Source organism: Leptolyngbya sp. PL-A3 (genome assembly GCF_039962325.1).
Taxonomy (GTDB): domain Bacteria; phylum Cyanobacteriota; class Cyanobacteriia; order Elainellales; family Elainellaceae; genus Vacuolonema.
The window spans coordinates 1-14,461 of the sequence record NZ_JAMPLB010000052.1 but is presented as its reverse complement, the minus strand read 5'-3'; the positions used below and the strand labels follow the sequence as shown (position 1 = coordinate 14,461).

General features: G+C 46.7%; 8 protein-coding genes. 2 read left to right on the top strand and 6 right to left on the bottom strand.

Going from position 1 to position 14,461, the window contains the following annotated elements:
* Window positions 1-25 precede the first annotated feature (25 nt).
* Both NDI52_RS26325 and NDI52_RS26320 read left to right on the top strand, forming a co-directional pair.
* Window positions 26-2,791, top strand: a complete 2,766-nt coding sequence (locus tag NDI52_RS26325; RefSeq protein WP_348256568.1) for a DUF6519 domain-containing protein — start codon at window positions 26-28, stop codon at window positions 2,789-2,791.
* Between the two features lie 32 nt (window positions 2,792-2,823).
* Window positions 2,824-3,075 carry a hypothetical protein gene (locus NDI52_RS26320; protein WP_190775395.1) on the top strand — a complete coding sequence of 84 codons (252 nt, stop codon included), beginning with the start codon at window positions 2,824-2,826 and terminating at the stop codon, window positions 3,073-3,075.
* Between the two features lie 94 nt (window positions 3,076-3,169).
* On the opposite strand, the gene NDI52_RS26315 is transcribed toward NDI52_RS26320, so the two are convergent.
* From NDI52_RS26315 to NDI52_RS26290, 6 genes are all read right to left on the bottom strand, one after another.
* Window positions 3,170-4,573 carry a DUF4157 domain-containing protein gene (locus NDI52_RS26315; protein ID WP_190775370.1) on the bottom strand — a complete coding sequence of 468 codons (1,404 nt, stop codon included), beginning with the start codon at window positions 4,571-4,573 and terminating at the stop codon, window positions 3,170-3,172.
* A gap of 31 nt (window positions 4,574-4,604) precedes the next feature.
* Window positions 4,605-6,803, bottom strand: coding sequence for a DUF4157 domain-containing protein (locus tag NDI52_RS26310; RefSeq protein WP_348256567.1), 2,199 nt, complete (start codon window positions 6,801-6,803; stop codon window positions 4,605-4,607).
* Between the two features lie 473 nt (window positions 6,804-7,276).
* Entirely contained in the window at window positions 7,277-10,393 is a 3,117-nt protein-coding gene (locus tag NDI52_RS26305; RefSeq protein ID WP_348256566.1) for a DUF4157 domain-containing protein, read from the bottom strand.
* A gap of 46 nt (window positions 10,394-10,439) precedes the next feature.
* Entirely contained in the window at window positions 10,440-12,410 is a 1,971-nt protein-coding gene (locus NDI52_RS26300) for an ATP-binding protein (protein WP_190775367.1), read from the bottom strand.
* Window positions 12,407-13,684, bottom strand: a complete 1,278-nt coding sequence (locus NDI52_RS26295; protein ID WP_190775366.1) for a DUF4255 domain-containing protein — start codon at window positions 13,682-13,684, stop codon at window positions 12,407-12,409. The genes NDI52_RS26300 and NDI52_RS26295 overlap by 4 nt, the downstream gene beginning before the upstream one ends.
* Before the next feature lie 592 nt (window positions 13,685-14,276).
* Window positions 14,277-14,461: hypothetical protein (locus NDI52_RS26290; protein WP_348256565.1), on the bottom strand; the 185-nt coding region annotated here is incomplete at its 5' end.

Genomic DNA, 14,461 nt, shown 5'->3' with positions numbered 1-14,461 from the left:
TAGCGACTTGCAGTTCGAGGTAATTATGAAAGGCGATTTTTCCCGGTTTACGTTTGACTCTAAAAATCGTTATAGTCGCGTCTTAATGCAGCAGGGACGGGTACAACTTGATGCGGATTGGAATGAGCAACTCGATATTTCAGCCTATCGAACTGAAACAGAAATTACTGATTTTATCGGGCAAAGCGGTGCACCCGAAAACAATGCTGGATTTGTAATTTCAGTCATTGATGAAGGGACGAATTTGAAGATTGGTCAAGGTCGCTTCTATATTGAGGGCATGCTATTTGAGAACTACTCATACTCAGCAGATGTCGATGTCACCTTTACAAACCAACCAGATTTCCCCAATGCCACAATTGAGGACTTTTTATCTAAAAGAAAACCAGATGGAAAATACCTAGTTTATTTAGATGTCTGTCAGCATCACATCACAGCTTTGGAAGCTCCTACTATCCGAGACATTGCGCTGGGGGGAGCAGATACAACCACACGAGTCAAAAATGTCTGGCAGGTCAAACTTTGCAAGTTAGAAGATGCAGACACCCTCAACAGAAGTGATTATGGGGGGCCTGGTTGGCAACCTGAGGGAGAAGCCGCGATTAGCGAGGGAAAATTAACCGTCAAAGCGACCCCTGGAGCGATTACAGAAAACCAGCTTTACCGAGTCGAAATTCATCAGGGTAACGAAGGGAGTAAAACTAAATCGACCGATAACGTTAGCTTTAAATGGTCACGGGATAATGGCGCGATCGCAGCCCAGGTAGAAGCAAGTACTGACGAAGACTTCATCATTAAGAATGCTGGACGTGATGCTGATTTGGCATTTCCGGTAGGTGCGTTAGTTGAGTTTAGTAATGCAAACTTGCCTTTGAATGGAAAGCCCGGAATACTGGCAACGGTTAAGCGGGTGCAGAGCAACCGCTTAACCGTTGAATGGAAGGCTCCTGATACTCAGCCTCCTGAAAACTTGAAGGAGCTTACGATCGCCCGTCGTTGGGATTGCAGTAAGGAGATCGGGATCGAGAGTTTTAATGAATTTTATGAACTAGAACAAAGCATCACAGTCAAGTTTGAATTAGGCAAACTCTATAAAACAGGGGATTATTGGTTGATTCCATCTCGTGCTCTAACCGGCAGCATTGAATGGTCGCCTGAAGCCCAATCTGCCCACGGCATAAGACATCGTTATTGTAGCCTGGCTTTGCTGGAGCGAAAAGACGGAATCTTTTCAGTCTTAGCGGATTGGCGATCGATCTTCAAACCCATCACCTCTGGGCTGCTCAACAAAGCAGGCGACACTATGACTGGGAGTTTAACAATCGAGCAGAATCTCTCTGTCACTGGCAAGGCGGCGATCGGTTATAACAGTACCAATCAAACTGCTGCTTTAGCTATTAATGGTAATGTTGGTATTGGCACAACATCTCCAGGAAGTATGTTATCGGTGGCGGGAGGAGTCGCGATCGGCTCCAATTCTCTAGTTGCGGCATCAGATGGCCAGCTTCTTGTCCAAAATAGTATTCGTGCAGCGAGGATTGGTATTGGTACACTACCCAACAGTGTGTTATCCGTGGCAGGAGAAGTGGCGATCGGGTATAGTTACGCGGGTAGTAATTCTGCCCCTGAAAACGGTCTTCTCGTTGAAGGAAATATTGGTGTTGGCACACCCATACCTCAAAGTAAGTTATCAGTGGCAGGGGGAGTGGCGATCGGTTCCAATTACTCATTTCGGAATGCTGCACCTAATGATGGGTTAATTGTGGAAGGTAATTTGGGTATTGGAGAAATTAACCCAAAACAGAAACTCGTAGTTACCAACGGTAAAGCCTCAGTCGGTTATAACGATGCCGATCAAACCGCTGCTTTAGCAATTAGTGGTAATTTGGGTATTGGTACAACATCCCCAAAAGCACAACTAGAAATCAGTGGAAGTCTTCAGGCAACAGGAAACAATCAAGCTCTAACTGCGCTACACATCAAATCTACTTTTAACGAAAATAGCAAGAACGGCGTTAAGCAAAACGGACTCATCATTGAAAATGGCAACGTGGGTATTGGTACAACGAATCCGATATCAAAACTAACTATTCAAACTATTGACCCCTACTCTGGAAAAGTCTTTAGATGTGAAGTTAAACAAGAACCTGAAAAGTATTATTTGGAGTTGAATGCGACAACAGAAACAGGAATTGTTCGATGGGGCTTTAAACTTGGACATCACCCGACGTCTTACTCAAATGTATTGGTATTTGATCAGCAGGCTAGGGTCGGTATTGGAGTAGAAAAACCAACTGTAGCGTTAGATGTAAATGGGATTATTAAAGGTGTAAACACCAAGCCACTAATGGAGCAAATTGTTCATCGGCGCATTCTTTACTCAGGAACACCGCAGAGTTGTGGACCAAGTGAAGTTGATCCAGGGAAATTGCTTGTTGAGGTGAGCTCACTAGTTGCAGCAGTTCCTGAAAAACAGGCTAATACTTCTCGCAAATATCGACTTTATGCAGAATATGCAGCCTATACAAGTCCAAGCTCAAACATAGCATTAAAAACGGAAATTAAATTCATTAAAGTTAATTCTTCTGACCCTTCTGCATCTTTCACTCTTTCTAAAAATTCCTACGTCGCCAATCTCACGATCGATGAATATACAGAATGGAAAGTAGTTCCGGAGTTTGAAAACCTCGATGTTAATTGCAGGATTTATTTTTCGGTAAAGGCAGCGAATGAAACCAAATGGGGAAGCATTAGGCATCTAGAGTTGCAAGTGGCGGACTTCTTCTTATAAACTTAGCTTATCAAGATAATAAGGTAAGTATAATGAAAGAAAAACTTCAACAGCGATTACAATCTCTTAAATCTGAGTTTGAGGAAGGACAAAAGATATTAGCTGAATTGGAAGCCAAACAGACCAATTTACATCAAACTTTGCTTCGCATTAGTGGGGCAATTCAGGTGTTAGAGGAAGTGTTGAGCGAAACTTCTGAGAGTAATGGCTTTTCATCGAATATGGCTGTTCCCAATTCAGAGGCAATTCAACCACAAAACTCTTCAGAGCCGTTAGCGTTGTAACTACTCACCATTGCATCATTTTATCCCCGTTGCCAAAGTTGGATGAACAGTAGAGCGGGTGTTGATTATGAGTTTTTGCCGATCGCGCGATCGCTCATCTGTTCATTCCCCAAAAATTCCAGTTTTCTCGCAATTCTCCTTCTAAAGCCCCAAATAGGTCATTAATATAATCGACGTATTTCAGATAAGTCTTCCACTCGACCAGGGTAACGTTTTCTGTATCGTGTGCGCGCTCCCATGCGTTAAACAATTGCTGTTCCGTAAATGGGCCACTGTTTAAGTCCGCGCCTAATTGTCCAGTTGCGATAATCTGATCTAACCACTCCTGTAGTTTCCGCAATTCCTTGAGCCGAGTGGGTGTATCCAATTCTGGTAGTTGCACATTCAAATCTTTAACCGGATGACCAAAATGTGAACCCCTATGTCGTATGTTTCCATCGTCATCCATATCACAGTCAAACACGGTCATTTTTTCAGCCGGGCTCCACTTTGCGGAGAAAGACTCTGGAATCGGCAGCCATGTGTCGTGAGTCAAACTGAAGTATTGGAATTGGATGTCATTACCAACCTTCTCACCTGTAACCTTTCTCTTGCTGAAGTAGCTGTTAAATCCCACCGCTGTTTCATAACTTCTGAAATACATGAACGTTCTCTTACCGCTGTGAAACACCTGACTGGGTAATCGATACTTATTGATCGGGGCATATCTTGTATATCCGCGCGGGTCTATCAAATACTCGGAATTGGCGATATTCGGATCTCCATTATCGGTTCTAAACTTCGCTTCTTTATTCGGAAATGGCGCTCTTTGGATGACTGCTGTGAGTGGATTCTCACTTTTCTGCATCACATGGGTTAGCTCGTGCGCAATCAACTCCTGGCCTCTGCGGTTCCCTGGTTGATATTCCCCCTGCCGAAAGAAGATGTCCTGTTGGGTTGTAAAGGCTCTGGCGTGAATCGATCGATTCAACTGATCTGCCCTGGCATCGGTGTGGATCTTCACTCGGCTAAAATCTGCCTCAAAAGCCTGTTCCATGGGTTTACGAATCGTTTCAGCCAGAGGCGTTCCACCACCCCGCGATCGCCCAATTCCCGCTGCTAACTCCGGTGTTGCGGGTGTGCTTGCGGATGGGCTTTGGACTAAAGGCTTCATTTGCAACCTACCGTCGTTGTCCTCATCGGTGGGTTGGCGTTGAATAGTTTCCTCAGGTTGAGACGCTTGAGGGGCATTGATGTGATTGACGGCTTGCGCTGCTACGCGATCGGCTTCTTGCTCATACTTATCTTCCACTGCACCGATTATTAGCTTCGGCTGAATTAACAGATAATTGGTAGAGGGAACCGACAAGTTGAGTGCTTCATGCAAAAGAGGCGCTTTAGAGGGCATAGATTGAGACAGACCGGGATTGCTCCATCCCCGCTGCAACAACTTAGGGTGTGTTGAGGGAACGGGTTTCTTTAGCTCTGCCTTAACGGAGGCTGAGAGTTGCCTGCTCATTCACCACATCCTCTCTAAATGGATGATTGATTTAACGACTAGGAGGTTCAAGAATATAGCCCGACCCAAAATTATATGCCCGGCTAGGGTCATAAAGTGCTGGAGTACGAATCAACCGGCGTCCTGTGCTCCGCCCAACGTAAACATCATCATTACCTGGTTGAGGGGAAAATTCTTCATCTGGTACCGTAGGAACCTGAGCAGCAGTCGTACCAAACAAAACGTCATAAGCTTTACCGTTCACCGTTAGCCATGTATGGGAACGGGGTTGAGCAGTGAAAAAGATTCGCCCGGCTGCTACATAGCCTCCTCCCGTGTCTGTAAAAACATTTCCAGGAAAAGTGCTATGAATTAATCCTTCATGAGTTCTAGGTATGGTTGATAAATTGTGGGTCAACACGGGTGGATCAATATAGCCGTGTCCAATTGTAGGTGTAGTTCCAGTCCAAGTTTGGAAAATATTTTCTAAGATTGCCACTAAATCATGGCAAGCAGCTTCTGCCTTGACTGACCGATGCTTTCGCATCTCAATTGGGTTAACACCCGGTGTTGTTGCAGAATAGATCGCCTTAATACCGCGATCCCTGGCACTGATTCCAGTTGCTCCTATGAATCCAGCAAAGACTTGATCCGCGATCGACAGCACATCCGTCGTTACTGCTGCTGCACCTTTGGTTCTTTTCACCCGATCTCTGGCGTTATACAGCACGGCTAATTGAGGAGTCTCGTTTACTAACTTGTTGAATACGGCAGGAGTTGCATGGGTTTCCAAAGCAATTAAGAAATTAGCAATTTGGAAAAGTTGAACTACTGCACGATTACCAGGTTGATCCTTCAAAGGCGTCAGAAAATTAGTGATGATATCATCGGCAATAGGGGTGGTCATCCATCCATAAGAATTCTTTGTTGCCAATGCAGCAGGGGTTAAATCTCCTTGACCATAAGTATTGATAGGAGCAGTGAAGTAATACTTCATCCACTTGTCTACCGTACCAGCGGAAGCTGTCATGCTTTTCTTAAGCAGTTCACGAAAGTACTCTGGATCCTTATCATTCAGAACCCTTGCTCTGGTGCGAATTCGAGCAAAAGTACCATTATTGACAGCATCCTCAAAAGTTATAGCTTGATATGTTAGTGGTAGTCTAATTAAATCTGCAATTTGCCCTTGCTTGGCAATGACTGCATTTTCTAGTTCCGTAATTTTGTCATCTCGTCGGCTCTGATTAGAATTAGAATTCGTGTACTTTTTAGCTTTGGCATTGCGCCAGTATCCAATTGAGTAGAGGATGGTTTGAAGTGCTTGTCGTTGGGCGAGGCGATCGCCGCTTCCAGCAACGTCGTCCCAACCCTTAACAGCGTTGTCAATCGCGTCTAATTCAGCCGATCGCTTGTAGCCTAACATGCTTGTATCCCATTTCCATGACCTGCGGCTTGGAACATCGTCATAGCATTGCACAACTCCCTCTAATGGATTAATCGATTTCTTTGGGTTGGCTAACTCAATCCCTTTGCGATGAGCTTGCTGTTTTAAGGACTGACTGTGCAGGTTGCGATGCCCTCGCTTCTGCTGCACCACTGTACCGCTCTGCTGCACCACATGGGTTAACTCATGAGCAATCACCTCCTGCCCAGTCCGACTATTTGGCTGATATGCTCCTTGGCGGAAGTAGATGTCCTGTTTGGTGGTGAAAGCTCTGGCGTGAATTGATTGATTCAACTGGTCTGCCTGAGCATCGGTATGCACTTTAACGTGGCTAAAATCTGCATTAAAAACCTGTTCCATGGGTTTACGAATCGCTTCAGTCAGGGGAGTTCCATGACCCCGCGATCGCCCAATCCCAGCTTCTAATTCCGGTGTGGCAGGCATACCTGCCGATGGGCTTTGCAATCGGGGTTTCATTTGCAGTCTGTCGTCTTCCTCATCAGTTGGTTGGTGTTGAGTGGTTTCCTTAGGTTGAGACGCTTGAGGGGCATTGATGCGATCGACGACTTGCGCTGCCACGCGATCGGCTTCTTGCTCATACTTATCACCCACTGCACCAATCATCAGCTTCGGCTGAATCAACCGATGATTGGTCGAGGGAACCGACAAGTTGAGTGCCTCATGCAATATTGGCGGTCGATCAATAGCGGTACCGTGTTGAGGTGTTACTGGATACTGAAGCGATCGGCTTGAAGTGGCAGTCAAGAGCGATTGCGGAGCCGTTTGAGATTTCAAGCGCGATCGCATACTCACCACCTCAATAGTGTTATCTGGATATTAATACTATTTCCTAATCAACGCAGAATCGAGCCAAGCAATGTCATTGTGCAGGTTCAAGAAATAGAGGAGGCAATCGACCACTATCACGCCATCTGCCTCACCTTATGAGGGCGATCGCTCTGAGGTTCTTTTATCCTTAATGCGATTGCCCTCTTCCAATAATTATCCTTCCCACGGCGATTACCTGACTATAAGCGCACTTCCATCATCAATGTTGGGGATCGCAAGAACAAACGAAATCAAAGGTCACATTTTTATTTGGATTAACCCAAAAAGATGATGGTATTGGCTTTCCTTCATTAACTCACTTCAAGCGAGGGAGATCGCACTTGTAGCAGTTCATCGATTAGCCCAGGGTGAATCATCATGAAGCTACCCTTGGTTGCAATAGTCCCCAATAATGAAGGGAGAGAGGGATTTCACCAACTCTACAAATAATTTTATGGACTCATTGATAGATCCGGCATCAGCGTAGCCACCTGACCCTCAGCCTTTGTTCCAATAGCACTTTCAAGGTTTTCGATATACTTTTTGTCAAAGCTTGCCCTAATCAGATGATTTCTGAGTGCGACACCGATCCCTTCATCGCTTGCTTTCATTGGTTCGAGAAATATCTTCTTAAGAATTTTCTTTTTCGAGTCTTCATCGCCTTTTAAGTCTGCATAAAACTTGCTGTGATAGTACGGCAAATGATGCCAGTATTCGCCGATGATCTTATTGACCACATTCTCATTCTCCGTATAGAGATTGTCAAAATAGCTGACTGGATCTTTGAGCTTTTTACCAAGAATCTTCTGCCGCTCTGCCGCCTCAACCTTGACTGAAGCGTTAGTATTTCGGTAGTTTGGAATGACTTCTTCTGATAAGCCCTTAAGCCGCTTTACCAGTCCTAGTTTGTTTTTGTTGAAGTCATCGATTGACGAACAATTGAAAATATTGTTTGTGAACTGACGTACATAAGGAAGTTTATCAGGATCATCAAGTAGAAGTCCTTCAAGCGGTTTCTTGTAATTCAAGTCACCCGATAAATAGGTAAATAGCAGCTTGATCGAAGCGGCTACTTCATCAAATTTATCTATCGGCAGCCTGCTAATAAAAGGACCCACTTTTTTATAGGAAAACGGGCTCTGTTGAAGTATGGAGCCAAAGATGTTTGTTGCATTCGCATGAGAATCCCTCATCTCATCAGCCTTCTCTCTGATGTCCTCAATTACCTTATCCAACTTTGTGTCATCGCCTTCTACAACTGGGTTGCCAAGATAGGTATACGTCGCGTAGTTCTCGACATCCGTAAGCATCGGCAGATAAAGGATACCCAGGTCAACAAGTCGGGGCACAGCCTTGACAAGAGCCGCGTAGTGCTGAGTCTTGTTATATGGATTTGCGTCAGCAAACACTTTGTTCACTGAACCTTCAGCATGTCCCGTTGGGTTATAAGCGCCGTAATAGGTAGTTGCGGGCAGCATTTGGTTCGCTTCTACATAAATACCGAGTAAGTCTTCGATCAATCGCTTCCATGCAGTCAACGTGTACTTCTCTTTTTTTGCGCGCTCGACACGGGAGAGAATTTTGTCTTGCTTATCCTTGACTTTTTTTCGTACGCCCGGTTTGCCACCCATTGTATCGATGTTTTCTTTATCACTATTGGTCAGTTCTTCAAGTCCCTCTAACGCCTCCTTGCACAAAATTTCTTTAAACATGTTTTGTAAGCTCTGCCGCTTGAATGTCCAAGCAATCGTGTGTGCCCCCTGTTTGTCTCCAAACTGTGTTTCGGCACGCACATCGGGAACCTCAATATATGCCAGAATCACCTCAGACGGACTGTATTCGGTGATGCCTGCTGCTTGATTTGATAGCAATTCTGCGGTCGCTAACGTGGAGCGCTGTTGGTCAAGCAGATTTGTTGGCACATTAGTTGCTAGGGTCTTTAGCTCGCCTGTATCCTTCAGATAGTCTTTTTTCTTATCGTAGTATTGCGCTGTAGACGCCTGTACCCATTGATCAACAGTTTTGCCCTTAATGACATGTGATTCTAGCTCCCCAAATTTGCCTTGTACTTTCAATTTCTTATACGTAGAGATCAGCATTTCATACCATGAGGCAACAGCCTTTTCAACAATTCTTGCACCACTCTCATCGGTATTCACTTTACCGATATCGAGCAGGATGAGTGCTAACTCCTTGACATCAGTTGCCGATACGTCATCAAACTTTTCGGAATCTCCTGCTTGCTCATTGAGTCGCTTAAGCTTTTCTCTGGCATCTGCTTCGCCATGCCCACCACTTGCTTTACCGATCGTGGCAAATTGGCTGTGTTGATTCGCCTCTACAAATAGCGAGACAATCTCCTCAAACTGCACCATCTTGAGTTCGAGGGTGTCCTCAGTGTTCATAACATTTTGAATCATGGTAAGTGCGGTTGTACGTTTATCTTTATCCTCGTTTTTACCACCTAGCATGACATCGTAAATCTGATCCTTCAACAGCCATTCTTGCAATTGCTCCAGCGCCTTCTTGAGCGGCAAACCTGTCAGCGTTTGACTCCAAAACGACACCATTGCCGCCCATGCAACTAAATGATCGCCTTGTTGCGGTTCTTGCGCTGTGGGTCGTCGTTGTTCTGAAATCCACACCGATCCAAGTACGACATCGTCTGACTTGACTGTTGCTGCTGATGCATTGGGTTTTACCACTGCGCGCAGCCAATATTCAACATCGAGCTTATCCGTTTTAGTGCGTTTAGATTCAGCGTCTGTTTCGACGTCTGATTCAGCGTCTGATTCAGATGTAGAAGGATTTAACGGTCTTTTGGCGACAAACTGAATGATGGGGGAGAAATGCGTTTGAATTTCTCCCCCAGATGTGGCAATAGTCTTCTTTGGAGCTACTGAGGCTTCCGTTAGCTCTCCTTCTTGCTGTACTTTCATTGCTGGTTGTGCCGATGATCTGGTTGCAATGTATTCGGAACGTCTCATTTGCAGAGCCTTCTCCCCCATTACATCTGCTTCATGCTCTAGTCGCTCATCATCGTTGCCTGGTCTTCCATCCTTCAACCGTAGCGTCGGACTGACGCGACCCCGTTTTTGCTGTACCACATGCCACGCTTCATGGGGCAAATGCTTTTCTTGCCCCGGTCCTATATAAATGTCTGTACCCTTTGTATAAGCCGATGCTTGTAACCGGGCTGGTTTGGATGAGTTGTAGTGAACGTTAACCCGATCCATTGAGAAACCGGAAAGGCGCTCAACCCCAGCCTTGAGAGGAGCAGGCAATCCGGTTTGATTCGATTGCTGGTTCTCCGTCTGTCCTGGAGGATTCCTCTCCTGTCCAACCGTATTGCTGGCAGATCCGCTCCTCAGCTTACGTTGAACAATGGGACGATCGATTGAATGAATGGGGATATCCAATGCTTCATGTAGAACTGGAGTCGGTGCAGCATGTTCAGCTTGTGGGGAGGGTTCGCGATCGCCCCAACTATTTTGCAGCAACCGAGTCTGGGTTGAAGTGGTGACTGGCTTTGATTCTGCTTTGGCTGAAGTTGATTGCTGCCTGCTCATTCACCCAATCCTCCATCAATTGATTGTGCGATCTGGTTTGCGCTGCTCATACCCAACCTCCGGCTTCGGCATTGGTGAGGGTTTTTTCTAATTTGGTGTACTCACTCTGAGCCGCTCGTAGTAAATGTTTCATCTGTAAAGGTTCGCGGCTATCAGCAGCTAAAAATGCGGCATTCAAAGCGATGTTGCGAATATTGCCGCCTGCCACACTCAATTGAGCTAGCTTGCCGTAATCCAGGCCCTCGGTGGGCAACTTCGCTGGAAACATCCGCTGCCAGATCTCCGTACGTTGCGCCACATCGGGAAACGGAAACTGCACCACAAAGCGAATCCGGCGGAGAAAGGCAGGGTCAATCGCGCTTCTCAAATTCGTCGTCAAAATGGCTAAACCTCGATAGGCTTCCATCCGTTGCAACAGATAGCTCACTTCAATATTGGCATAGCGATCGTGGCTATCTTTCACCTCACTCCGTTTGCCAAACAGCGCATCCGCTTCATCAAACAACAGAATTGCTCCACCCATTTCAGCCGCATCAAATACGCGACGCAGGTTTTTCTCCGTTTCGCCAATGTACTTGCTCACCACCTGGCTCAGGTCAATGCGATACAGGTCTAGCTTTAAATCTTGAGCCAGCACTTCCGCTGCCATGGTTTTTCCCGTTCCACTGGCACCCGCAAATAACGCGCTAATGCCTAACCCGTTGGCACTGTGGGTAGCAAATTCCCAGATCTCATAAACGGTCGTGCGTTGCCGAATTTGAGCTGCAATTTCCCGCAAGGTTTGCTTTTGCGATTCTGGCAACACTAGATCATCCCATCGTGCGGCGGGTGGAATTCGCTGTGCCAGATTGTCTAACCGGGTGCGGGCTTGAGTCCGGCAAACCTCCCAAAGCAGTTTGGAGTCGGGAGTTTTGTGGTTTGTAGTTTGCGTTTTAAACGCTTCCGTAATGGACTGGATCGTCAGGGGGCTGAGATTGAAGTGGGAAACGAGCGTGTCTAGCTGCCCATTGAGGTTAGCGGTTGAGACACCGAGCGCGCACTGCCAGAGTTCCCGTTGTTCCGCAGTGGTGGGTTTATGCACGTCTAAACGCAGACTCAAGCGCTCTTGCAAGTCTAGCGGCTCGTGTCCGGTGACGATCGCCATTCCTTGCAGCGATTCGAGAAATGGGAGTGTGGCGCGTTGAATCGTCGCATCAAACTCGTGACAATCTACTAGCAGGGCACTCTGACTAAAAAAGGCTTCCCGTTCCCAGAGCCGCGCCAGGGCTTCCCGTTCTGCGGCAGCAGCAGGAATATCCACCGCCCGGATCCGGTGAAGCTGAAGACCAAGCTGGTTGCAAGCCGAAACTGCGATCGCCGATTTGCTCACCGGGTCTTCACCACAAAGCTGGATGATAGGCAGTCTATCCAAGGCTTCAGACCATCTATCCACAATGCGTTCTGCCAACTGCTGGTGCGATCGCGGGAGTTCAGCCGAAATAGTCAATGGCTGCACCAACCCAGCCAGGCGATCGTCTAAATAGGAAATGCCATTCAGATAATGCAACACCCGCTCATCAATCCGTAAGCGGCTCTGAGTCAAACTTTCGCCATGATTGATGTCGATCAACCGCCAACGTCGCAGTGGCCGTGCTGGCGTGAGAGCGCCCCAATTAGCATCTGGTAGGGCAGCCAGTGCCAGGCTGAAGGTGGGGTAAGCCTGTTGAGTCCCGTTCACCGTTCCACACAGTTGAGCGAAAGAAGCGCTCAGCTCAACCCCTGCACACAATAACAACACATCCTGCTCAAAGGGGGTTAGCCCAAACGCGCTACATACGCTCAATAGGGCTGGCGGTGGCGAAAGTTGGGTAGCGATGGCTTCTAGTTCTGCAAGTGCAGTCTTGTCCTCAATGTCTGTAAGTTCCTCGCCCTGCGATCGCGCCACATACTGTTGCAAAGCAACCCGAACTCTCTCCAAAGCAATTGCCAAATACTGCTGATTCGCGAGTTGCCAATTCTGCGATGTTGCCACAATCATGTGATTTCAAGCTTAGGTCCAATGTATTGGTTAAATGTCGGGCTGTCTAGCTTTGTATCAACTTCCAGGACACTTTCTGCCCCATCAACCCGTAAGCGCATGAGAAAAATGCCTAGCGGGAAATCAATTGGAATGGGAAAACTGAGATCACTTGTCGATTCAGATCCGGTGGCGGAACGGGAAGGAATTGCGATGACGCGATCGCCAATCAGCAAAGCCACTCTTTGCTTACGACCAACCGGTGGCTCGACTGAGAGGGTTAATGTACTGCCTTGGGAAGCTTGGAGAACGGTGGGGGATGACTGGGAAGACGGGATAATTTTGGGTGCCAATACGAACGCCACAATGTTGGACTCAACCCCACGGTGAGGTTCAGAGTAGCTTCCCGTACCAAAATCAAGCGGATGAACAATCTGAACCGTATTGACTCCGGCTCGAAGACCCGCTGGAAGTGGCACCTGAATTTGCGTATTGGTCACATTGGCTGGATTTTGCGGCACTCCGGCTTCCATGCCAAAACTCACTTGCACCAGCTCTGCTTTCAGATTCTGTCCTTGAATCGTGAGGGTTTCCCCTGCCAAGATCATCTGTGGAGAGATTGTTTCAATCACAGGACGATTAAATGGCAACGTGATGAGGTTTCGATCGCGGACTGGTAAAGCAGATTTAGTTGGGCGATGTCCTTCAATCAGCACGACCGACGCTTGATAAACTACTGTAGGACGATACTGAGACTGGAGGGCAGACCAGAGTTTAGAGATTTCCTCTGTGTTCATACTCTGGGGACTAATCTTAATCTGTTCAATCTGATCCGCCAGCTCTGATGTCGCCAAGGCTCTTTCGGCAGCACTATCACTCGATGCCAAACTTTCTAAAGCAGAACGAATTCCACCTCGTGTCAGTACTGGAAATTCATGCAAGAGCTGCATCGCATAACCCAGCATAATTTCAGCATGAAAAGCTTCCCGGCTGTAAGCAGTCAGTAAATAGTGCAAATCGAGTGCCAACGGTGGATTCGTCAGTTCTTCGCCCCGACTATCTCGTGACGGCAGTCCCATGTTGCGCCATCCTAAGTTGGGCGTTGTTTGGTAGAGAAAAAGATTCAGCCGACTTTTTGCCAACGCACCCGCATTTGACCCGTCTAGCTCTGGTGCCAGCATTGTAATGGTCGGAGAGTCTCCTAAACTACTCGCAATGCCCCGCCGAATTAAACCATTTTCCAGCAGATTCTTAATGACTGCGCTGACTGCTCCGATCGCAAGGGCACTACTCATCCGTCGCCTCCACTGCGAAATTTTAGAAGTTGTGTAAAGAAAGTTTAGAAGCCTGCGGCGCTGAGCGGTGACGGATTGGAAGAAATGACCTTAGCGATCGTACCTTCATTCGCCCGACGGTAACTTGAATAGTAGATGAAGAGACGATATTATTGCCGCTGAGTTTACGTGCAACATCGCTTCTCAGACTTGAACTGCCATTCCTGTTAGGAGAAATGCAAGCGATGGAGAAGCTTATGACACCAGTGAAACGATTCTGGGAGTGATAGTAGCTCGCTGGTTTAACTGAAACAATTTGTAGCCTACTGGAGTAGGGTTATGCTCCTCATCTTTCCTTGAGAGTCAGTTGAAATTTAACTTGGCTTAAGATATCGCCAAGAATTTTACTTGACTTATCAGGTACTGTCAACTTAAACCAACAGGTGAAAAATAGTAGTGTGGCAAAAATAGGAGAGAGGTAAGGTATGAGGACTAACACCTGCCCATCTTGGCCTAAGCCGAATACCGTTAAACTATTGAGCTAAGGATTAACTGGGCAACGCTCTAAAGACAATTGTTCTTGGAGTAACTCAAATGAAATGTAAATGAAGCTTTAAACGACAATGTGTTGTGCGGAATAATGGCCAACGGCGTTGGAAACAGGCATATCAACTGCTTCAGCCTCGGGCGCATCTAGCGGTTGGGGGAAGCAGAAATAAGAATTTGAGAGAATAGAAGTAGAGACAAAAAAGGGTGAACCGTCAGGCTCACCCAAAAACAAACAAAATCTACTTCTAT

Excerpts from the sequence above, each read along its gene's own strand:
- NDI52_RS26320 (WP_190775395.1), top strand. The coding sequence starts at position 2,824 with ATGAAAGAAAAACTTCAACAGCGATTACAATCTCTTAAATCTGAGTTT.
- NDI52_RS26305 (WP_348256566.1), bottom strand. The coding sequence starts at position 10,393 with ATGAGCAGGCAGCAATCAACTTCAGCCAAAGCAGAATCAAAGCCAGTC.
- NDI52_RS26300 (WP_190775367.1), bottom strand. The coding sequence starts at position 12,410 with ATGATTGTGGCAACATCGCAGAATTGGCAACTCGCGAATCAGCAGTAT.
- NDI52_RS26315 (WP_190775370.1), bottom strand. The coding sequence starts at position 4,573 with ATGAGCAGGCAACTCTCAGCCTCCGTTAAGGCAGAGCTAAAGAAACCC.
- NDI52_RS26310 (WP_348256567.1), bottom strand. The coding sequence starts at position 6,803 with ATGCGATCGCGCTTGAAATCTCAAACGGCTCCGCAATCGCTCTTGACT.
- NDI52_RS26295 (WP_190775366.1), bottom strand. The coding sequence starts at position 13,684 with ATGAGTAGTGCCCTTGCGATCGGAGCAGTCAGCGCAGTCATTAAGAAT.
- NDI52_RS26325 (WP_348256568.1), top strand. The coding sequence starts at position 26 with ATGAAAGGCGATTTTTCCCGGTTTACGTTTGACTCTAAAAATCGTTAT.